This window comes from Pseudoalteromonas translucida KMM 520 (assembly GCF_001465295.1).
Classification (GTDB): Bacteria; Pseudomonadota; Gammaproteobacteria; order Enterobacterales; family Alteromonadaceae; genus Pseudoalteromonas; species Pseudoalteromonas translucida.
In genome coordinates, this window is the sequence record NZ_CP011034.1 from 3,218,469 (window position 1) to 3,237,493 (window position 19,025).

General features: G+C 40.2%; 22 protein-coding genes. 5 read left to right on the forward strand and 17 right to left on the reverse strand.

Going from position 1 to position 19,025, the window contains the following annotated elements; all coding sequences use genetic code 11:
- Positions 1 to 13 precede the first annotated feature (13 nt).
- Entirely contained in the window at positions 14 to 1,285 is a 1,272-nt protein-coding gene (locus tag PTRA_RS14860; RefSeq protein WP_058374620.1) for an MATE family efflux transporter, read from the reverse strand.
- A 42-nt stretch (positions 1,286 to 1,327) separates the two neighbouring features.
- On the opposite strand from PTRA_RS14860, the gene PTRA_RS14865 reads away from it, so the two are divergent.
- Positions 1,328 to 2,353, forward strand: coding sequence for a polysaccharide deacetylase family protein (locus PTRA_RS14865; protein ID WP_058374352.1), 1,026 nt, complete (start codon positions 1,328 to 1,330; stop codon positions 2,351 to 2,353).
- A gap of 259 nt (positions 2,354 to 2,612) precedes the next feature.
- Here PTRA_RS14865 and PTRA_RS14870 read toward each other — a convergent pair whose 3' ends face one another.
- The 5 genes from PTRA_RS14870 to PTRA_RS14890 are packed head-to-tail and all read right to left on the reverse strand — an operon-like array spanning position 2,613 to position 6,424.
- Positions 2,613 to 3,230 (reverse strand): SCO family protein, encoded by a 618-nt coding sequence (locus tag PTRA_RS14870; RefSeq protein WP_058374353.1) that lies wholly within the window; start codon positions 3,228 to 3,230, stop codon positions 2,613 to 2,615.
- Entirely contained in the window at positions 3,227 to 4,156 is a 930-nt protein-coding gene (gene cyoE, locus PTRA_RS14875; RefSeq protein ID WP_058374354.1) for a heme o synthase, read from the reverse strand. The genes PTRA_RS14870 and cyoE overlap by 4 nt, the downstream gene beginning before the upstream one ends.
- Positions 4,157 to 4,196: 40 nt before the next feature.
- Positions 4,197 to 5,186, reverse strand: coding sequence for a COX15/CtaA family protein (locus tag PTRA_RS14880; protein WP_058374355.1), 990 nt, complete (start codon positions 5,184 to 5,186; stop codon positions 4,197 to 4,199).
- A gap of 13 nt (positions 5,187 to 5,199) precedes the next feature.
- On the reverse strand, positions 5,200 to 5,694 hold the full coding sequence (locus PTRA_RS14885; protein WP_058374356.1) for a hypothetical protein: 495 nt from the start codon (positions 5,692 to 5,694) through the stop codon (positions 5,200 to 5,202).
- On the reverse strand, positions 5,684 to 6,424 hold the full coding sequence (locus PTRA_RS14890; protein WP_058374357.1) for an SURF1 family protein: 741 nt from the start codon (positions 6,422 to 6,424) through the stop codon (positions 5,684 to 5,686). Before PTRA_RS14890 ends, PTRA_RS14885 begins: the two co-directional genes overlap by 11 nt.
- Before the next feature lie 17 nt (positions 6,425 to 6,441).
- Here PTRA_RS14890 and PTRA_RS14895 point away from each other — a divergent pair, with 17 nt between their 5' ends.
- Positions 6,442 to 6,672, forward strand: coding sequence for a DUF2909 family protein (locus PTRA_RS14895; RefSeq protein ID WP_058374358.1), 231 nt, complete (start codon positions 6,442 to 6,444; stop codon positions 6,670 to 6,672).
- Here the strand turns inward: PTRA_RS14895 and PTRA_RS14900 are convergent.
- The 5 genes from PTRA_RS14900 to lexA form a co-directional block, all read right to left on the reverse strand.
- A complete protein-coding gene (locus PTRA_RS14900) occupies positions 6,650 to 7,525 on the reverse strand; it encodes a cytochrome c oxidase subunit 3 (RefSeq protein ID WP_058374359.1) in 876 nt (291 codons plus the stop codon). The two genes, PTRA_RS14895 and PTRA_RS14900, sit on opposite strands and share 23 nt — an antisense overlap.
- A gap of 30 nt (positions 7,526 to 7,555) precedes the next feature.
- Positions 7,556 to 8,086: a cytochrome c oxidase assembly protein gene (locus tag PTRA_RS14905; protein ID WP_058374360.1), complete on the reverse strand. Its 531-nt coding sequence runs from the start codon at positions 8,084 to 8,086 to the stop codon at positions 7,556 to 7,558.
- Complete coding sequence (ctaD, locus tag PTRA_RS14910) at positions 8,086 to 9,678, reverse strand: cytochrome c oxidase subunit I (RefSeq protein ID WP_058374361.1); 1,593 nt, start codon at positions 9,676 to 9,678, stop codon at positions 8,086 to 8,088. Before ctaD ends, PTRA_RS14905 begins: the two co-directional genes overlap by 1 nt.
- Entirely contained in the window at positions 9,678 to 10,820 is a 1,143-nt protein-coding gene (gene coxB, locus PTRA_RS14915; RefSeq protein ID WP_058374362.1) for a cytochrome c oxidase subunit II, read from the reverse strand. The genes ctaD and coxB overlap by 1 nt, the downstream gene beginning before the upstream one ends.
- A gap of 474 nt (positions 10,821 to 11,294) precedes the next feature.
- Positions 11,295 to 11,912, reverse strand: a complete 618-nt coding sequence (gene lexA / locus PTRA_RS14920; RefSeq protein ID WP_058374363.1) for a transcriptional repressor LexA — start codon at positions 11,910 to 11,912, stop codon at positions 11,295 to 11,297.
- 286 nt (positions 11,913 to 12,198) lie between these two features.
- Between lexA and PTRA_RS14925 the strand changes: the two genes are divergently transcribed.
- The gene (locus PTRA_RS14925; protein ID WP_058374364.1) at positions 12,199 to 12,651 is read left to right on the forward strand and encodes an SRPBCC family protein; all 453 of its coding nucleotides are present in this window, start codon (positions 12,199 to 12,201) and stop codon (positions 12,649 to 12,651) included.
- Between the two features lie 98 nt (positions 12,652 to 12,749).
- Entirely contained in the window at positions 12,750 to 13,193 is a 444-nt protein-coding gene (locus tag PTRA_RS14930; protein WP_011329503.1) for a PaaI family thioesterase, read from the forward strand.
- Positions 13,194 to 13,195: 2 nt separating this feature from the next.
- Here the strand turns inward: PTRA_RS14930 and PTRA_RS14935 are convergent, their stop codons facing one another.
- From PTRA_RS14935 to PTRA_RS14945, 3 genes are all read right to left on the reverse strand, one after another.
- Positions 13,196 to 13,576: a hypothetical protein gene (locus PTRA_RS14935; protein ID WP_011329504.1), complete on the reverse strand. Its 381-nt coding sequence runs from the start codon at positions 13,574 to 13,576 to the stop codon at positions 13,196 to 13,198.
- Between the two features lie 252 nt (positions 13,577 to 13,828).
- The gene (locus PTRA_RS14940; RefSeq protein ID WP_058374365.1) at positions 13,829 to 14,149 is read right to left on the reverse strand and encodes a chaperone modulator CbpM; all 321 of its coding nucleotides are present in this window, start codon (positions 14,147 to 14,149) and stop codon (positions 13,829 to 13,831) included.
- Entirely contained in the window at positions 14,149 to 15,114 is a 966-nt protein-coding gene (locus PTRA_RS14945; RefSeq protein WP_058374366.1) for a DnaJ C-terminal domain-containing protein, read from the reverse strand. Before PTRA_RS14945 ends, PTRA_RS14940 begins: the two co-directional genes overlap by 1 nt.
- A 382-nt stretch (positions 15,115 to 15,496) precedes the next feature.
- Here PTRA_RS14945 and PTRA_RS14950 point away from each other — a divergent pair, with 382 nt between their 5' ends.
- Positions 15,497 to 16,150 (forward strand): endonuclease, encoded by a 654-nt coding sequence (locus tag PTRA_RS14950; protein WP_058374621.1) that lies wholly within the window; start codon positions 15,497 to 15,499, stop codon positions 16,148 to 16,150.
- Positions 16,151 to 16,256: 106 nt separating this feature from the next.
- Here PTRA_RS14950 and hmpA read toward each other — a convergent pair whose 3' ends face one another.
- The 3 genes from hmpA to PTRA_RS14965 are packed head-to-tail and all read right to left on the reverse strand — an operon-like array spanning position 16,257 to position 18,990.
- A complete protein-coding gene (gene hmpA, locus PTRA_RS14955; protein ID WP_058374367.1) occupies positions 16,257 to 17,438 on the reverse strand; it encodes an NO-inducible flavohemoprotein in 1,182 nt (393 codons plus the stop codon).
- A gap of 50 nt (positions 17,439 to 17,488) precedes the next feature.
- A complete protein-coding gene (locus tag PTRA_RS14960) occupies positions 17,489 to 18,721 on the reverse strand; it encodes an NnrS family protein (RefSeq protein WP_058374368.1) in 1,233 nt (410 codons plus the stop codon).
- Positions 18,721 to 18,990 carry a hypothetical protein gene (locus tag PTRA_RS14965; RefSeq protein ID WP_058374369.1) on the reverse strand — a complete coding sequence of 90 codons (270 nt, stop codon included), beginning with the start codon at positions 18,988 to 18,990 and terminating at the stop codon, positions 18,721 to 18,723. The genes PTRA_RS14960 and PTRA_RS14965 overlap by 1 nt, the downstream gene beginning before the upstream one ends.
- Between the last annotated feature and the right edge of the window lie 35 nt (positions 18,991 to 19,025).

The following is a 19,025-nucleotide window of genomic DNA, read 5'->3' on the forward strand; positions in this document are numbered from 1 at the left end:
CCACCAAACTTCCTTAATCTAATAACTGATTACTTGCCTTTAACCTTTGGTACTTCACTATTAATGTTACTCCTCGCATTAGCATAAAGCAGCTCATTGCTAACCATAAACCATTATTCTCCCACTGATGAAACACAGCAAACACACCAAAAAAACCAACACTTGCTGAGAGCAGCATACTATTGCGCATAGCTTTTGCCCGGGTAAGCCCAACAAATACACCGTCAAATAAAAAGCAACTCATTGCCAATAATGGCAAGGCTATAACCCAAGGCAAGTACAGCGTAGCCGTGGTGATCACTTCTGGTACATTAGTTAATAGCGTAATAATATAGCGGCCAAATATAGCAAAAAATAAACTGTATGCTAAGGCAAACAGCGCGCCCCAAAACACACTTATTTTTACCCAAAGCTCAATATTTTTTACACTTTGCTGGCCTTTAGCATGCCCTACTTTTGCCTCACTGGCATAAGCAATGCCGTCGAGTGCAAAGCTTACCAACATTAAAAAGTTAAGTAATACTGCATTTGCTGCTAGCGTGGTTTCGCCAATTCGTGCGCCGTAAAAGGTCATAAAGCTAAAGCAGAGCTGTAAAATAAATGAGCGAATAAAAATATCACCGTTTAAGCTTAGTAGGTTTGCCATTTTTGTAATGCTAAACCAACCTGGTACGCTTAGTTTTATGCCGCGTTTTTTAGCTAATTTAATAACTAACACCACGGCAAAAACTAACGCGGTGTAATCGGCAATAAGTGACGCCCATGCAGCGCCTGCTACCGCCCAATCTAGGTATACAACAAAATAAATGTCGAGCACTATATTGGTAATATTAGTCACTAATAATAAATAAAACGGCCCACGGCCATAATGCATACCCAGCATCCAACCTAATAGTACTAAATTACATAAGGCTGCGGGCGCACTAAAAATACGAATACTAAAATACTGGTACGCTTGCGTAAGCACGTCGCTATTGGCCGCCGATAAAAATGCAATAGCGTGTTTTATTAAAGGCGATAAGGCGATAAGCAATACGGCAACTAAGCAAGAAAGCACTAAGCTGCGTTTTAATAACGCCGCTAATTGGGTTAAATCGTTTTGCCCATAAGCTTGTGCCACTAACCCTGTGGTGCTCATTCTTAAAAAGCCTGCGAGCCAAAATAATATTGATATAACCGCAGAGCCCAGCGCAATACCGGCTAAATAATGAGCGCTCCCTAAGTGGCCAATTACTGCAGTATCAACAATTCCTAACAGTGGGACGGTAATATTTGATAATATCATCGGACCCGCTAACAACAACAAGCTTTTATGGTGTGCTTTATTATGTATAAGAAATTGTTTCATTTAGTATTATTTATCCTTATTAGTATTTCACTGCGCGCTCAAGCAGCCGTTATTTTACAGTATCATCACGTCAGTGAAACCCTTCCGGCGGTAACCAGTGTTAGCGCGAGTACTTTTACTGAGCACTTAAGTTATTTAAAAGAGCATAACTTTAATGTTGTTCCTTTAGATGAATTAATAACTGCATTGCAGCAAAAACACACTTTACCAGATAAAACCGTCGCTATTACTTTCGATGATGGTTACAACAATAATTACGACCAAGCAGCGCCCATTTTAGAAAAATTTGGCTATCCGTACACAATTTTTGTCAATCCTAAGCTTATAGACGAAGGTAAAGGCTATGTAATGGGGTGGGATAAACTCAAAGAATTAGCAAAAAAAGGCGCGCTTATTGCCAACCATAGTGGCCAACACGATTATTTACACCATATGCTTGCAAACGAAAGCGAAGCGCAATGGCAAGCCCGCATTAAACAAGACATCCTACATTCACAACAGCGTATAAAAACAGAAATTGGCCACGATTATAAATATTTAGCTTATCCGTATGGTGAGTTTAACAATAAATTACAAGCCCTAGTAACCGAGCTTGGCTTTATTGGTATAGGTCAGCATTCTGGCGCTGTAAATAAAGACTCTAACTTTAGTCGCTTACCGCGTTTTCCGGCTTCGGGCTTTTATAGTAAATTAGATACGCTGATCACTAAATTAAATTCTCGCGCATTTAATATAACCGCGCTCACTTATGAAGACAGTGTAACGGCGAAAAACCCACCCAAACTCACTATTGAGTTTACTATGGGGGATTTTCATAAAAGTCAGTTTGCTTGTTATGTATCGAGTGTTGGCCAGGCTAATTTAACCTGGATAAATAAAAACACAGTAGAAGTCACCTCACCTAAAGCGCTCAATAAAGGCCGTTCGCGCTTTAATTGTACCGCCCCTGCAATTAACAATGCTGGTAGCTATTTTTGGTTTTCGCAGCCTTGGGTTATTAAATAACCTGAGCTCCGGATAATAAACCTATCTCAAGCAGCTATTTTCAGCGCTAACTGCGTTGAATTTACTTGCAATAGGCCAGCTATTGACGCGTAAACTCGCCTTATTTTCACTGAAAATCTCTGGCTAGAGAAAATAAAGTTAAATATAACTATAATTCAATACGTTAGTAAATCTCTTAACCAGAGTTCAGGTTAAATAGCTTAAATTACGGCAGTAAAAAAGGAGCCTAGGGCTCCTTTTAAATTTACTGTTTAAATAACTAGTTTTTATAATAATCAGCTATTTGTTTAAATTCTTGAGTTAACTCTTTGGAATTTATTAACGGCACGCTACCTTGTTTAAATTCAGGTTTAAATATAGCTCTTACCGCCCCATTGCCATCAACCATAGCCACTGAAGCACTATGATCAACTGCATACTCTGACTCGCTACTATCACTAATAGCATAAATTAAGCCTAACCCTCTCACCATAGGAAAAAGCTGTTTGTGCTCCCCCGAAACCGCTAAAAAATCGGGATTAAAGTAATCAATATAGTCTTTGCGTTTTGCTGGGGTATCTCGCTTGGGATCTACCGATACGAACCAAATTTGCACGGGGTAATCACTACGCAAATTTTTATACACTGCATTTAGTTTAGCCAGTGTTAACGGGCAAATATCGGGGCAGCTGGTGTAACCTAAAAACACTAAATTCCATTGCCCTAAAAACTGCTGCTTAGTAACCAATTCGCCATGTTGATCATCTAAACTAAAGTCGGCTAAAGGTTTAGCATTTTCGTACACTAATGCATTAACGTCTGGCGGTGCATTTCCATCTAAGCACGCCGATAAAAGCAGTGTTAAAACAACAACTAACCCTAGCCATAATTGCTTCATAAAAGTAGCCATTTATCTATAAATAATATGATGAAGAGTACCATTAAATGAATAATTGAAAAGCGAAATAAATCCATAGCAGTGTCGTCGTTAGCGGCTAGTTTTAATTTAATCGCTTTATAAATAAAAACCGCATTTAATCCAGATGCGCCAATTAAATAAATTAACCCCGACATTCCTATCAAATAAGGAAATATACACACAATTGCCAGCAGCACAGAGTAAGCAACCACACAGGTTTTAGAAAAATCGATACCATGCGTAACCGGTAACATAGGAATTTTAGCCCGAGCGTAATCGCTTTTACGGGCTATAGCTAATGCCCAAAAGTGCGGAGGGGTCCACGTAAAAATAATCATTACTAATAGCCAAGGTGCAGCCGCCATTTGCCCTGTTTCAGACACCCAACCCAATAAGGGTGGCATAGCGCCAGCAAGGCCACCAATAACAATATTTTGTGGCGTAGCGCGCTTTAAAAAAGAGGTATACACAAAGGCATAACCTACTAGCGCAAATAAGGTTAATATGGCGGTAAGGGTATTTGCCCATAGCATTAGCATAATAAAACCTGCCACACCTATTATTGCTGCAAAACTCAGTGCATGCGCCTTACTTAAGCGGCCTTTAGCCACTGGGCGATGACGAGTACGCGCCATTTTGCTGTCTATTTCACTATCAACAACATGGTTAATTACCGCTGCTGCTGCTGAAAGGAATCCTATGCCAAGTAAGCTTATAAACTGCACACCCATGCCTCTGCCTACATCGGGTGCTAGTGCCAAACCAACCCACGCGGTCAGTACCAACATAGCAACTACTTTAAATTTACTAATGGCTAAATAATCTTGTAGTAAATTATAACTACGTGTAATTAGCGGTAGTGTATTGATTGGTTGTATTGCTTTTTTGTCTATTGTAAGTGCCATAACAACGCTCCTTTCTATTTGTAATTTTAGGTTCGTGCTTTTAAGTTCGTGCTTTTAGGTAATAGCATAATCTAATTAAAGTTAATAACAGTATGGCAGCCATTAGGTTATGTGCCAGTGCCATACCTAACGGAATGTGCCAATGCACCACTGCAAGGCCTAAAGCAATTTGGCAAAATAAGACAACTAACACGCTAACGGCGCAGCTTTTTATTTTTTGCGAGTAGGCACGGCTGTATATTCGCCACATAATTAATGCCAATACGATGCAAGTAACTAATGCCCAAATACGGTGTAATAAATGAATCGACATACGTGCTTGCTGCGACAGAACACCAAACTCGTAGTTACCATGCTCAAGCGGAAGCTGAAACACACTACTAAGCGAAAATGGCTGGGCATTACTACATAAAGGCAAGCCATTACAATGCGGAGCAGCGTAATTTGCAGCCAACCAACCTCCTAACGCTATTTGTATAATGAGCACACTAAGCGCCACTAGGCTTAAACCAAAGCAGCGTCTTGCACCTGCATCTCCCCCCATTATTGGCTTGGCGTTTAATCGTAAATACAATAAAGTGATCAGCGCTAAAATACTAAAGCCACCAAGTAAGTGGCCCATCACTATTAACGGCTGTAAATTCATCGTAACCGTCCACATACCTAATGCAGCCTGAAATATCACTAACAATAACAGTAGTAATGGTAATTTAACTGGCGTTGTTGGCGATTGACGTTTTAAAAAAGCATATACAAATAACGCTAATATGAGCAAACCTAGCGTACCGGCAAAGTAGCGATGAATCATTTCTTTCCATGCTTTAGCTGTTTCAAACATCATATCGGGATAACTTTGTGCTGCTTGCGCTATATCGGCTTCATGTTTAGGTACAGTTAAAAAGCCATAACACCCTGGCCAATCTGGGCAGCCCAACCCGGCATCACTTAAGCGCGTATAAGCACCCAACGCCACTACTATCAAAGCCAATAAGCCCGTCACTAATACCCAGTTTTTATAATTTTTATACATGGCATCTTCCTACTTAGCTCGAACGAGAATAACTCAGTAATTTTTTTAGATCTTTTAATAGCCCTTTTTGTACTAATCTATTTTCCTGTGGCTGTGTTTTAAATGGATACTCAAGCACTACAAGTCCCATATGGTCGATTAAATACAAACTAGCCGGTTGTAAGTTTGGTTGCGCATCTATACTTTTCCAAGGTGAGTTTGCAGCTTTTACTTCGCCTATCACGGCTACATCTACTTTATTCTGGTTTTTACCTAGCGCTATGTATAAATTATTTAGTGCGGCTAATTGCTCACTACAAGGCGTAGTACATCCACTGGAGTAATTTAGGGCAATAGTCCATTGCTTATGATTGTCCTGCGGCCAATTTTCATATTTAACCTGTTGCTGTAAAAACTCACCATTGTTAGTAATGGCGGTAGGTAACCAATCTAATTTAAGCGCGCTGTACGCTAAAATCAGCGGAATAGCGCAGCAAATAACAAACAGTAAAAGGGGGTTATTTTTCATTATGTGTCCTTTTTTTACTTGCAAAAATAGCCACTAAAACGCACGCCAGCGCAATTAAAAACCATTGCACCGCATAAGCGTGGTGTTTTTGTGGGCTCATAACAACAGCGGTGTAGTGAGGTATACCTATTGCATCGCCGCTACCTTGGCGATACGCCATAAAATTAACTAATAACTGCTGGCTTTGTTCGCTCAGCTTATTTAATTCAATTGTTTGCACTCGCTTTGGTAAATCAAGGTTATTGGTTTTACTCTCGAGACTAAAAGCAGTGAGGTTATTTTCTTTTATTTGAGCAGTAAGCGTAAAAGGGTGTTTAGGTAGGGTTACTTTAGGTAGTGTATCGCGCGATGGGGGGGCTTTTATCCAGCCTAAATTAACCAAAATAGCATGTGTTTCGTTATTTGGCTTTAACAGTGCCAGTAAGTCATAGCCCACCTGCCCGTTATAAACTTGGTTGTCTAAAAGCCAATATTCATCGTTAATAAAATGCCCTGTTAACTCAACTAACAACCCTGTTTTATTCCAGTTACTAGGTAGTTTAAGCATTTGTTGCCAGCTCATTACACCGTGCGTTTGCAGCGTTGCAATAGAAGCTAACTGCTGTTGTTTGTGTGTCGCACGTTCTAATTGCCAAAACCCTAAGCGCACACACACCAAAACTACAATCACTACCATACAAATGGTGATTATTGAGCTAAACTTTTGTTCACGCCATCTAATTAACTGCATAAAGGGTCAACCTAGTGATGATTAAAATTATTATTGTATTGTTGTTATTATTTATACTTTTTAACTTGTTTCGCGCTTTATTTATTATGGTCTCTGGAAAAACCCAAGGACGGCCTATGTCTCACTTTTTAGGTCGTCGTGTATTATTTTCTGTGGTGGTATTAATAGTTGTTATTGCCGCACTAAAACTTGGCTTTATTAGCGGCAATAACGCCCCTTTAATATTTACAGCACATACACAAATATAAATAAGCATAACCAAACTACATCAACAAAATGCCAGTACCAAGCCGCTGCTTGAAAAGCAAAGTGCTTATCTTTAGTAAAGTGTCCTTTTACAATTCGTAAAAATACTACCAATAAAATAATGGTGCCTAAGGTCACATGCATGCCATGAAAACCCGTAAGTAAAAAGAACGTGCTGCCATAAATACCGGCATCTAATGTTAAGTTTAAATCGTTATAAGCATGAATATATTCTTCTACTTGTAGGCCTAAAAAAACGGCCCCCAGTAAAATAGTCAGCCCTAAAAACACTTTTAACTGGCCGCGTTTATCACTTTCTATTGCCACATGGGCAAAATGCAAAGTAACTGATGAGGTCAGTAAAATTAAGGTGTTAATCAACGGTAGGCCTTGCCATCCCATTGCTTGGGTAGTATCGCCCCCTGGCGTGATAATTAATGGCCACACAGCTTCAAATGTAGGCCAAAGCACTTCGTTAGTCATGGCATTGTTATCGGCACCCCCAAGCCAAGGCACAGAAAGCATACGGGCGTAAAAAAGTGCGCCAAAAAATGCCATAAAAAACATTACTTCAGAAAAAATAAACCAGCTCATGCCTTGTCGAAAAGAGCGATCCATTTGCGCCGAATATAAGCCTTTTCCGGCCTCATCAATCACGTTTTTAAACCAGCTAAACAACATATACAGCAGTACTGCTATCCCTGCGTACAAAATATAAATGCCACTGCCACCTTCTTTACCGGCACTCATTACGGTTAGAGCTGCACCTACTGCAATAAAAAATAATGCTACTGCGCCAACAATCGGCCATGGGCTTTGATCTGGTACATAATAATGCTCATATTCTTGCTTCATTTTATTTGCTCCTGGTTGTCACTAGTTAGGCTAGTTGTTATTGGCTGCTAGCCGCTCACTAATATCAAATACCGTATAAGATAAAGTTAACTCTTCAATGTCGCTTGGTAGTGCGGTATCAACATAAAAAAGCAGCGTAAACTCTAGTTCTTCACCTGCTTTTAATGGCTGTTGATCAAAACAAAAACACGCTATTTTATGTAAGTATTTTGCTGCTCTACCGGGTGATACCGAAGGCACTGCCTGCATTACTTTATCTTGGTCACTATTATTTTTGGCGCTAAACATTACCTCACGCATAGCACCTGGCTTTACCGCAACACTGTACTCTTTAGACTTCACAGCAAAGGGTGCACCGCTTTGTGCGTGCGTGGTAAAGCTCACACTTATTTCGCGATTTTGTACTACTTGCGTGCTTTGCTTTGCTTGCTCTAATGATGGCTTACCGTTAATGCCGGTAATATCACAAAACACGTCATACAAAGGCACTAACGCAAATGCAAATGCAAACATGGCTAAGCAAATAACAACTAAGCGCTTAAGTAGCGGTGCATGTATCATTATTTAATTTCCGGTGGTGTTGAAAATGTATGGTACGGAGCAGGTGAATCTACCTCCCACTCCAGCCCTTCTGCGCCTTCCCACACTTTTGCAGGAACCTTGTCGCCGCCACGTGCGCATTTAATCACTACAGCTACAAACAACAACTGCGATAATCCAAAGGCAAAGCCGCCAATACTAATAATGGCGTTAAAGTCGGCAAACTGTAGCGCATAGTCGGGAATACGGCGTGGCATGCCTGCAAGCCCTACAAAGTGCATAGGAAAAAACAATACATTTACGCTTACCAGCGATAACCAAAAATGCCATTTAGCCAGCGCTATGTTATACATATTGCCAGTCCACTTAGGCAGCCAATAATACGCGCCTGCCATAATCGAAAATACCGCCCCCGTTACCAGTACATAATGAAAATGTGCCACTACAAAGTAGGTATCATGGTACTGAAAATCAGCCGGTGTAATGGCCAGCATCAAGCCCGAAAAACCACCTAAGGTAAACAACACAATAAAGGCAATACTAAACAGCATGGGTACTTCAAACGTAATTGATCCGCGCCACATAGTGGCTACCCAATTAAATATTTTTACTCCAGTGGGCACCGATATCAGCATAGTCGCGTACATAAAAAACAGCTCGCCAGCCACTGGCATTCCGGTAGTAAACATATGATGCGCCCACACCGTAAAACTCAACAGCGCAATTGACGACGTGGCATATACCATGGAGGAATAACCAAAGAGTTTTTTACGCGAAAAGGTCGGAACTATAGTAGAAATAATGCCAAAAGCAGGCAAAATCATTATGTATACTTCGGGGTGGCCAAAAAACCAAAATATGTGCTGAAACATCACCGGATCACCGCCACCCGCTGCATCAAAAAAGCTGGTTGCAAAGTATTTATCGGTGAGCACCATAGTCACCGCACCTGCGAGCACGGGCATAACCGCAATCAATAAAAATGCCGTTATCAGCCAAGTCCATACAAACATAGGGACCTTCATCCAGGTCATGCCTGGGGCACGTAAGTTAACTATGGTTACAATTACATTAATTGCCCCCATAATGGAGCTAATACCCATAATATGCACAGCAAATACAAACATGGCGGTATTGTCATTACTGTAGGTTGTGGACAGCGGCGCATAAAAAGTCCAACCAAACGCAGGACCACCACCGGGCATTAATAGCGATGATAATAAAATTAAAAACGCGAATGGTAAAATCCAAAAACTCCAGTTATTCATTCGCGGTAAGGCCATATCAGGCGCGCCAATCATTAATGGCACCATCCAGTTAGCCAAGCCAGTAAATGCCGGCATAACAGCACCAAATACCATAATCAACCCATGCACTGTGGTCATTTGATTAAAAAAGTGAGGATCGACTAATTGTAATCCTGGCTGAAATAACTCAGCGCGGATCACCATAGCCATAGCTCCACCAATAAAAAACATAGTCAGCGAGAAAATTAAGTACAAGCTGCCTATATCTTTATGATTAGTGGTATATAACCAACGCTTAAAGCCTTTAGCAGGATGATGAGCGTGGTGAGCTTCATTAATGTCAGGTTGTTCTACTATGCTACTCATTAGTTCGCCTCCCCGTCGGCATCAAGTGCTGCCTGTATTTCACTTGGTTGAATTACATCACCGGTATCATTACCCCATGCATTACGCTTATAAGTAATTACCGCTGCTAATTGCTTTATAGAGAGCTGTTTAGCAAAGGCTTGCATGGCTGTGCCGGGGCGTCCGTGAATAACAATGTCAATGTGATCTTTTATGTCGCCAAGCACTATCGGGCTGCCTTTAAGCGCAGGAAAAACACCTGGTAAACCTAGTCCTGTGGGCTGATGACATGCAGCACAATTGGCCATATACACTTGCTCACCCAAAGTCATTAACTCTTCTTTAGGGAGTGTTTGATCAAGTAATGCGGCATCTGCTGCTGCAGCTTTTTGCTTTGCTTGTTTAGCATCTGCTAGCCAAACTTTAAAATCGGCCTCTGACTTAGCCTCTACTACCACAGGCATAAAGCCATGATCTTTACCGCATAGCTCAGCACACTGACCGCGATAAATACCGACTTCGTTTATGTTGGTCCACGTTTCGTTAATAAACCCCGGGTTTGCATCTTTTTTAATAGCAAAATCGGGCACCCACCAAGAATGAATAACATCGTCGGAGGTCATTAAAAAGCGTACTTTTTTATTAATCGGTAATACCAGAGGCTTATCTACCTCAAGTAAATAGTTGGGGTTTTTATCGGCTAGGTTGGCAATTTCATTTTGCGGTGTGGCAAGTATTGAGTAAAACTCAACATCTTCCCCCATATATTCGTAATGCCATTTCCACTGTGAACCAGTTACTTTAATAGTGATATCCGCTTTACTGGCATCTTCCATCGCTATTAATGTTTTAGTTGCGGGGACTGCCATTGCTATTAAAATAACAAATGGAATTGCTGTCCAGAGTATTTCTACTTTGGTACTTTCGTGAAATTGAGCAGCAACTGCTCCTTTAGATTTACGATGATGAATAAGTGCCCAAAACATAACGGCAAATACAATCACGCCTATTACACAGCATATTAAAAATATGGTCATGTGTAGTTGATAAACATTATTACTTATATCGGTTACGCCTTTGCGCATATTATATTGGCTATTTGCCAATGCTAGCTGCGGAAAAACAAACAATATAAGCCACAAGGTAGAGCTCAATTTACCCATGTGACAGCTCCTTTAATACTGTTGCGAGTGCAAAACAAAAAGACATAAGCTTTAAATGCCAATTTGTTATTTTTTATTTTTGTATTGCTGCCGGATATATAAATATGTGTTCTCAAAACTAAAAGCTGTGAGTTATTGTTAGTCCAGCCCATTAACAATTAGTTAATAATTGAACAACTAGCAAGTTTTAGTTTGAAAAATAATCAAATAATATTAGAGGATTAGCGTAAATATGAGGGTTATTTAATTTTTTTCTAAGCAGGAAGTGAGCAACAGCAAGGGTTACAAATAAAAAGACAGCAAAAACGAGTATTAAATACTTAAATGATAAAAAACATAAACTTAATATAATTTTGTCATTGCAGCGGAGTTTTCACAAAAAAATGGCAAAAAAAAGCGCACTAAAAAGTGCGCGTTAATCATCTGAGCTATTAAATTATACCGCTATTTTGCATAGCTATAACAACTTAATTGTTACATCCAGTCAGCGTTGCGAATAACCCCAACGGCTAAGCCTTCAATATTAAAAGATTCGTTTTCAAGATCCACTTCTATCGACGAAAATTCTTTATTTTCAGCATGCAGTAATACTTTTCGACCTGCTTTTTCTAAGCGCTTTACCGTTACATCGTCATCAACGCGGGCAACAATAACTTGGCCATTTTCGGCAACTTGAGTGCGATGAACAGCCAGTAAATCACCATCCATAATACCAATATCTCGCATGCTCATACCATTTACACGCAATAAAAAATCGGCAGGCGGTTTAAACATTAGCGGGTCAATTTTACAATGGCTCTCAACATGTTGTTGCGCCAAAATAGGTTCACCGGCAGCTACGCGGCCAATTAATGGTAAACCAAGTTGTTCTGGTTCATCTTCTTCAATAAGTTGAATACCACGGCTAGCGCCTGGCTTCATTTTAATAGCGCCTTTTTTAGCCAGCGCTTTTAAATGCTCTTCTGCGGCATTAGCACTTTTAAAGCCTAATGTTTGTGCAATTTCTGCGCGTGTAGGAGGCATACCAGTGTCTTTAATAAACACTTTAATAAGTTCGAGTATTTGCGCTTGGCGGTTAGTTAATGGTCGCATACAACTGGTTTTCCATACAGTACATTTAACTGTGAGTATATACAGTTATCTGAAAATCGCAAATTTAAATTACTCCCCGCCTTTGCTGCCAAAGGTGGCATTGGTCTAAGCTTAAAATAACCAAGTAAATTACAGATAAAATTAAGCAGATCTCGGCAGTGTTAGTTTTACGTTACATTAATTGTAATTACATGATTACTAGGTTATTGCTGTTATTAAAAAATTAGTTAACTATCGTTTTTATAACGGGCGTTAGCCTCATCAATGTGAATCAACGGAGAGTGTTATGAATATCACTGTAGCGGTAATTATCAACGGCCCTAAACGTAAAGTATGGGCAGCAATAACTGACATCGAAAACAGTACCAATATGCTGTCTGGCATTATTGATTTGAAAATAATCGAAAAGCCTCCACAGGGGTTAGTGGGCCTAAAATGGTTAGAAACGCGAAAAATGTTTGGTAAAGCGGCCTCAGAAACCATGTGGATCACAGAAGCTGTTACTAATGAATATTATTGCACTCGCGCAGAAAATTGCGGGGCAGTTTATACCACTAAGCTGTCACTTACCGCCGCCGAACCTGGCACCTGTTTAACCATGACTTTTTCTGATAGCTCTGAGTCTATTTGGGTAAAAATGATGTCTGCAGTGATGGGGGTTTTTCTTAAAAATTCGATGCGTAAAATGCTAAAAAAAGATCTCGATGAAATTAAGCACTATGTAGAAAGCAAAAAGTAGCGCTGCATTACAATGTAGTAGCTGCACTAACTTGGCTATCATATCGCCATGAAAAATCGTATTATTGGTTATCGTTTTCAATCTTTAAAGGAGTAACAATGAGTATTTGGCATCAACCTATTACTTTAGCGTTTTGTAAGCAGTTAGACCAAGGCATAAATGGCCAAGGTACACTGATGAAAACCATGGGGATTGAAATAACTGAAATTGGTGATGATTACTTAGTTGCCACTATGCCGGCAATTCCTGCGCATCATAACCCCATAGGCATGGTGCATGGCGGAGCAAACGTGGTTTTAGCCGAAAGTGTTGCCAGCTACGCGGCTAACTTTGTGGTCGACTTCACTAAATTTTATTGTGTAGGGCAAGAGATCAGTGCTAGCCATTTAAAAGCCTCGCGTAATGGCACCTTAACCGCCACCGCAAAAGCGTTTCATATTGGCAAGCGTAGCTCAGTATGGGAAATAAAAATAACGAATAGTCGCGGCGAGCTTTGCTGCGTATCAAAAATGACCGCAGCTGTAGTAGAGCGCAAAGGCTAACGCTATTTTTCTAGCGGGTAAATAGTAATTTCCATGCCTGCACCAATTGCCGATATACGTAATAAAGTATCGGCGTGCAGCGCTTGGTTAAAACATTTTGGCGAAGTGCCCGACTCAAAACCAATATCAAAGGTACGGCGCGAACAACTCAACCATTGCTTAAGTGCAGCGCGCGAGCATGACTCTACTAGCTCACATAAGTGGTTAATTGCTTTATCCGGTGAGGATATTTCGCCTGTTACTTCTATACGCGCTAACTGACGGTATTCGTCTTTATCATAATGTAAAATAGTGGCGATTTTTTTTAGGTCAGCTACAAGCACGCTAATATCTTGCTTTGACTCAAGCTCTAGGTCTACATTTAAAAATTGAATTTCCGACATTGTCTGCTGTTTATCCTCTAATTAGTTCGCTGTAAACTTTAACGCAGTTTTACGGTTATACCAAATCAACTCTGCAATATTCACCTTTTTATATAAATAGCCGGCTATTTTTACGCATTTATTGACGCTTTACTTACTCTTATTTCACGAATCAAAAAATATTTAAGCACCAAAAGCTCACTATTATAAAAGTGCTGAGCTAGCTCCATAAAAATAGCTAGCTACTCACCTTTAAAGTTTAACCACTACTTTTTATTCTAAATGTTTAAACCGACTTAAGTGCTGCTTTAACATTTGGTTTTCAGCAATCAACTCATCCCGTTCATCCAATAATTGTAAAACCAAAGCAATAGCAGACCAATCTAACGACAAGTCATGCTGAATACGTGCAGCCTTTTTAACTAAGGTCACTGTTGATACCGTAAATTGCCATTCTGTAACGCGCTCGCCCTCAATAGGAATAGCAATGCTGTGCTCAACTAGCTCATACAATATGGCTTCGCTAATATCACTACTCACACACAGCTCTTGGCTAGTAAGTAAATTGTCTTGTGGTGCCACGATAATTTTCATTATGACTTGCTCCAATTGCTACGCGGGTCAAAATGGGCTTTTTCGGCCAGCTCTTGCCACAGCTTTTTGCTAACATCATCACTCGATGCTGGATTAACAATTTTAATCACTGCAAATAAGTCACCCTTGGCTTTTTTACTCATTAACCCTTTACCTTTAATGCGTAAACGTTGACCCGATTGACTATTAGCTGGAATGGTTAGTTGGATTTTTCCGGCTAATGTAGGTAAATTTATTTTAGTGCCCAAAGCAGCTTCCCATGGTGCAAGAGGCACCACTATATTTAGGTTATGCCCATCAACATCAAATAATGGATGAGGCACTAAGCGAATTTGTAGATACAAATCGCCGTTCGGGCCATTTGCCGAACCTAATCCACCTTGCCCTTTTAAGCGAATACGTTCGCCATTAACCGAGCCTGCAGGAATTTTAACTTTAAGCGATTTTTTAACTTCAGATACACGGCCACTACTGTCTCGCTGCGGCAGCATAAACTCAATAGGTTTAACGGTATCGACTAACGTTTCTTCAAGAAATACTGGGAATTCTATTTCCACATCTTGTCCTTTTTGCGCACGAGCGCCACCAGCTCTACTCTGACCGCCATGATTAAACCCACCTGCGCCGCCAAACATTGAATTTACAAAATCAGAAAACTCCTGATCGGTTTGGGGATCACCTTGCTGATAATGGTTTTGTGACGATCCATAGTTACTGCCATAATTTGCTTGCTGCTGAGCACGGTTTTGTTGATTACGACGTAATACATCGTATTTAGCGCGTTCTTCTTTGTTGTGAATGACTTCGTAAGCTTCACCTATCTCTTTAAATCTGTCCTCTGCTTGAGGTTCTTTACTTACATCTGGATGATATTTTCTAGCTAGCTTTTTATAAGCTACCTTAACCGCTTTATCGTCTGCATCGGGCGATATTCCGAGCACGGCATAATAATCTACAAACTTCATTCGCAATCCAAATCACAAACTTATGAGCTTTCATCATACTCTTTAAGCAACCGTTTTTGTTTATTTAAACAACAATTTAAAGTAGATAACCTGAGCTCCGGTTTAATAAACTTATCTCAAGCAGCTTATTTTCAGCGCTAACTGCGTTGAATTTTCTTGCAATAGGCCAGCTATTGACGCGTAAATTCGCCTTGGTTTCACTGAAAATCTCTGGCTAGAGAAAATAAAACTAAATATAACTATGATTCAATACGTTAGTAAATCTCTTATCCTGAGCTCAGGTTAAATACTAAAGAATGGTAAATATGGCTTTAAGTAAACTTTATCTTTTAGCTTCAAGTCATTAAACTAGCCGCTCCTGTAGTTCACGTATGTGATGGATATGACTCGATTTATTTTAGCCTTGTTGGCTTTTTTTGTATGTTTTTCGCTGTCGGCTGAAGAATTCACTCGGTTTTCAACCGCTAAAAGACACCTAATTAAAACCCTGCCTAATAACGCAAAAAGTATTTACTGTGGCTGCGATATAAAAAAACAGGGTAAAAAACTAGTTCCCGATCCCACTAACTGTGGTTATGTGCCACGCAATACACATACCCGCTCAGGTAACGTAAATGCACGCGCTTTGCGCATAGAATGGGAGCATATTGTGCCTGCCTGGGAATTTGGCCACCAATTACAATGCTGGCAAGATGGCGGGCGTAAAAACTGCCGTAAAGTAAGTGCTAAGTTTAGAAAGATGGAAGCCGATATAAACAACTTAGCCCCTGCTATTGGTGAAATTAACGCCGATCGTTCTAATTACCGCTTTGGAATGCTTAGTGAAAGCGCCACCCAATATGGCCGCTGTGAAGTTAAAGTTAACTTTAAACAACGAGTAATAGAGCCTCCCTTTTATGCCCGTAAACAAATAGCCGACGCCTACGCCTATATGCAAAAAACTTACGGCCTAAAAATATCAAATAAACAACAGCAGTTATTTAATGCTTGGCAACAACAAGCGTATGCCGCGCAAACCAATACCAAAAAGCTTTAATTTAAAGGTATTAGGAGCCAGTTAAATATTTAACGGCACAAAAAAGCGCGCTATTGCCGTAATGCCCAATAGCGCGCTTTTTTAATTGAGTTTTATGCTATAAACATTATAGGTCTTGATGCGGGCCGAAAATTTCGTAATGAATATTCTCGTTATTAACGCCTAATTCTAGCAGTTGTTTTTTCACAAAAGCCATAAAATTAACCGGTCCACACAAGTAAAAGTCGCCGTTGCTCAGTGGCAATTGCGTTTGTACTGCGTGTAAATCCATAAAACCGGTAAAATCTGCTCCTGCATCGCCTTGGTTAAACCAAGTCATGGTTTGTAAGCGCGGGTAAACAGTGCTTAGTTCATTTAAATAATTAGCAAATGAGTGCTGCTGAGCATTTTCGCAAGCATGCAAGTACATAATATTTTGATTACCTGTATCGCTTAATAGCGTCTCTAACATTGCCATCATTGGCGTTTGCCCAACACCCGCTGAAATAAGCACTGCAGGATGGGTGTTATTACGTAAAAAGAAATCCCCTGCTGGCGGATATAGCTCTACTATTGCGCCTTGCTCTAGTGAGTGTAAATGGTTAGACACCATGCCAGGGTTTGGTAATAACTCTTTTTTAACGCTAATACGGTAGTTTTTACCATTACTTTTTTGCGAAATAGAATACTGGCGGATCTCTTCATATTCACTAGCCTCTGGCTTAACTTTAATACCTAAATATTGACCCGGTTTATGGGCAATTACTGCCTCGCCATCAATTGGTGTAAGCGTAAAGCTAGTTACCAGCTCTGACTCAGCCTGCTTATTAGTTATTGCAAACTGACGTGTGCCTGCCCAACCGCCTAAGTTATTTTTGCTGTGCTCGTATAAAGCAGCTTCCTCAGTTATACAAATATCAGCAAGTACGCCATACGCTTCACGCCAAGCATATTCAACATCTGGCGTGAACTGCTCAGGAATAAGCTCTTTCAGCGTGCCAATTAAATGTGCACCAACAATTGGGTAGTGCTCCGGCAAAATATTTAAACTAGTATGTTTATGGTTAATACGCCCAAGTGCCGCTTTTAACACCTCTAAATTATCAATGTTTTGTGCATAAGCAGCCAATGCGTTAAATAATGCAAATTGTTGACGGCCGGTATCTTGGTTGCTCATATTAAAAATATTTTTAAGCTCAGGGTTATGGCTAAATAAACGCTTGTAAAAATGATCAGTAACAACCGTACCTGCCTCAGCTAATAAAGGAACAGTACTTTTAACAATTTCAATAGTTTTATCAGATAACATCTAGGTTTTCCTACGTGTGAATAATACCCAATTAATAAAATAGGTATAGGTTAACCACGACGCCCATCAACACGACGCTGTGTTAAAATAGGTGTGCAGTGAATTAAAAATAATAAAAAGGCGATTAGCCACAGCCCAGCACTTAGCTGCCAAGCTAGGTGTGGCCCAATAACAAAAGGCAGTAAAGAGCGAGTAATCCCAGCCACTAACACTAAAGCAAAAGCAACCGCCATATAATGTGGAATAGTCAAAGAGCGCCCGGTATGACCATGAGATACGCGTGTCATCATGGCTAAAATCATCATCCCAATGGTACTAATGGTAATGAGGTGCAATGCATCTTTAAATAAAATAACACTGCTGTAAAAGCTCACGGCTACCAGCATTAAACCAACACCGAGTGCCAAGTACGAAAAATGCAAAGACCATAACAAAGGAACTTTAAGTACGTTTTTATCCCACCAATAAAAACTGCGGATTAAATGCAGCACAGCAACAACAGCAAGTGCCCAACCTGGGTTTAGCTGGTTAAAAAACAACTGACTAAGAAAAAATACCGCAATACTAAAAACGCTCATATACAGTAATACTGAGTCAACGTTAGCTGTACGTACCTGCGCTGTTAAACCAAGGCCTTTACTGGTAAAAAATGGCAATACACGCCCTGCTACTATGCCAATTAATAAGGTCATCAGTAATACTGCTGTATCAACAATGGCGAGCGAAAACTGCATTTTTTGTTCAATCAGCATGGCCAAGTAAACAATATTTAACGTACACAGCGCCGCTAACAGCACTAAAAATTGATAGTTATTTTTGCTTTTAGCGGTTAATAACATATTAGCTAATGCTGCAATAACACCTAGCCACCATGCGAGCTGTAACACTAACACCGCATATAAATTAAACTGTGCAAAAGCAGGCAAATACACAAAAAATGCACCTCGCGCCCCAAGCCATAGCAGCGTTAATAGCATTAATTTTTTGCCACTAATGCTAGGTACTCCAGTCCAAGTTTGCGCGGCGGTAAGTAAAAAACCCACCGCAACAACACCTGCAAAACCAAATAACATTTCGTGGGCATGCCATAATGTAGCGGGAATTGTTAACTGCCAAGTTGCACTACCCGTTAAAATTAGTAACCAGTAGCCTATTGAACTAAAGGCCAACAAGCCTGCGGCTAAAAAATAGGGTCTAAATGGCAGCATCCATACTGGCCACTGCGTTATTTGGTAAAAGCGAATATTAGCCGGTACCGGCTGAGATAAATTAATAGGTCGCATTAACGAACTTCCTTCCCCATGCCATGCAGTGCTATACAACGCAGCACATAGCTAATTTTTAAAATAGCAGCAATAACAATAGTGCTAATATGTGCCGAAATTTGCACCGGTATAGAAAAGTAATCGGCAAAAGGGTAGCTAATTAAAATACTGGTTATTAGTAATGCACAACTAGCTGCTAATAATGAGTTTGCCACTCGCAATAGTTTTTTCAGTAAACAAGCTGTCTCAATTTTGTAGCTTGGATTATGTATAACCAATGTGTCCATAACGGCCTCAACAACTAATGCGCTTAACTATCTAT

Coding starts and splice junctions, on each gene's coding strand:
- cyoE (WP_058374354.1), bottom strand. CDS start 4,156: ATGGCACTTACAATAGACAAAAAAGCAATACAACCAATCAATACACTA.
- PTRA_RS14865 (WP_058374352.1), top strand. CDS start 1,328: ATGTATAAGAAATTGTTTCATTTAGTATTATTTATCCTTATTAGTATT.
- PTRA_RS14940 (WP_058374365.1), bottom strand. CDS start 14,149: ATGAAAATTATCGTGGCACCACAAGACAATTTACTTACTAGCCAAGAG.
- ctaD (WP_058374361.1), bottom strand. CDS start 9,678: ATGAGTAGCATAGTAGAACAACCTGACATTAATGAAGCTCACCACGCT.
- PTRA_RS14945 (WP_058374366.1), bottom strand. CDS start 15,114: ATGAAGTTTGTAGATTATTATGCCGTGCTCGGAATATCGCCCGATGCA.
- hmpA (WP_058374367.1), bottom strand. CDS start 17,438: ATGTTATCTGATAAAACTATTGAAATTGTTAAAAGTACTGTTCCTTTA.
- PTRA_RS14960 (WP_058374368.1), bottom strand. CDS start 18,721: ATGCGACCTATTAATTTATCTCAGCCGGTACCGGCTAATATTCGCTTT.
- coxB (WP_058374362.1), bottom strand. CDS start 10,820: ATGGGTAAATTGAGCTCTACCTTGTGGCTTATATTGTTTGTTTTTCCG.
- PTRA_RS14935 (WP_011329504.1), bottom strand. CDS start 13,576: ATGTCGGAAATTCAATTTTTAAATGTAGACCTAGAGCTTGAGTCAAAG.
- PTRA_RS14860 (WP_058374620.1), bottom strand. CDS start 1,285: ATGATATTATCAAATATTACCGTCCCACTGTTAGGAATTGTTGATACT.
- PTRA_RS14905 (WP_058374360.1), bottom strand. CDS start 8,086: ATGATACATGCACCGCTACTTAAGCGCTTAGTTGTTATTTGCTTAGCC.
- PTRA_RS14885 (WP_058374356.1), bottom strand. CDS start 5,694: ATGAAAAATAACCCCCTTTTACTGTTTGTTATTTGCTGCGCTATTCCG.
- PTRA_RS14950 (WP_058374621.1), top strand. CDS start 15,497: ATGACTCGATTTATTTTAGCCTTGTTGGCTTTTTTTGTATGTTTTTCG.
- PTRA_RS14895 (WP_058374358.1), top strand. CDS start 6,442: ATGATTAAAATTATTATTGTATTGTTGTTATTATTTATACTTTTTAAC.
- PTRA_RS14880 (WP_058374355.1), bottom strand. CDS start 5,186: ATGTATAAAAATTATAAAAACTGGGTATTAGTGACGGGCTTATTGGCT.
- PTRA_RS14900 (WP_058374359.1), bottom strand. CDS start 7,525: ATGAAGCAAGAATATGAGCATTATTATGTACCAGATCAAAGCCCATGG.
- PTRA_RS14930 (WP_011329503.1), top strand. CDS start 12,750: ATGAGTATTTGGCATCAACCTATTACTTTAGCGTTTTGTAAGCAGTTA.
- PTRA_RS14965 (WP_058374369.1), bottom strand. CDS start 18,990: ATGGACACATTGGTTATACATAATCCAAGCTACAAAATTGAGACAGCT.
- PTRA_RS14870 (WP_058374353.1), bottom strand. CDS start 3,230: ATGAAGCAATTATGGCTAGGGTTAGTTGTTGTTTTAACACTGCTTTTA.
- lexA (WP_058374363.1), bottom strand. CDS start 11,912: ATGCGACCATTAACTAACCGCCAAGCGCAAATACTCGAACTTATTAAA.
- PTRA_RS14890 (WP_058374357.1), bottom strand. CDS start 6,424: ATGCAGTTAATTAGATGGCGTGAACAAAAGTTTAGCTCAATAATCACC.
- PTRA_RS14925 (WP_058374364.1), top strand. CDS start 12,199: ATGAATATCACTGTAGCGGTAATTATCAACGGCCCTAAACGTAAAGTA.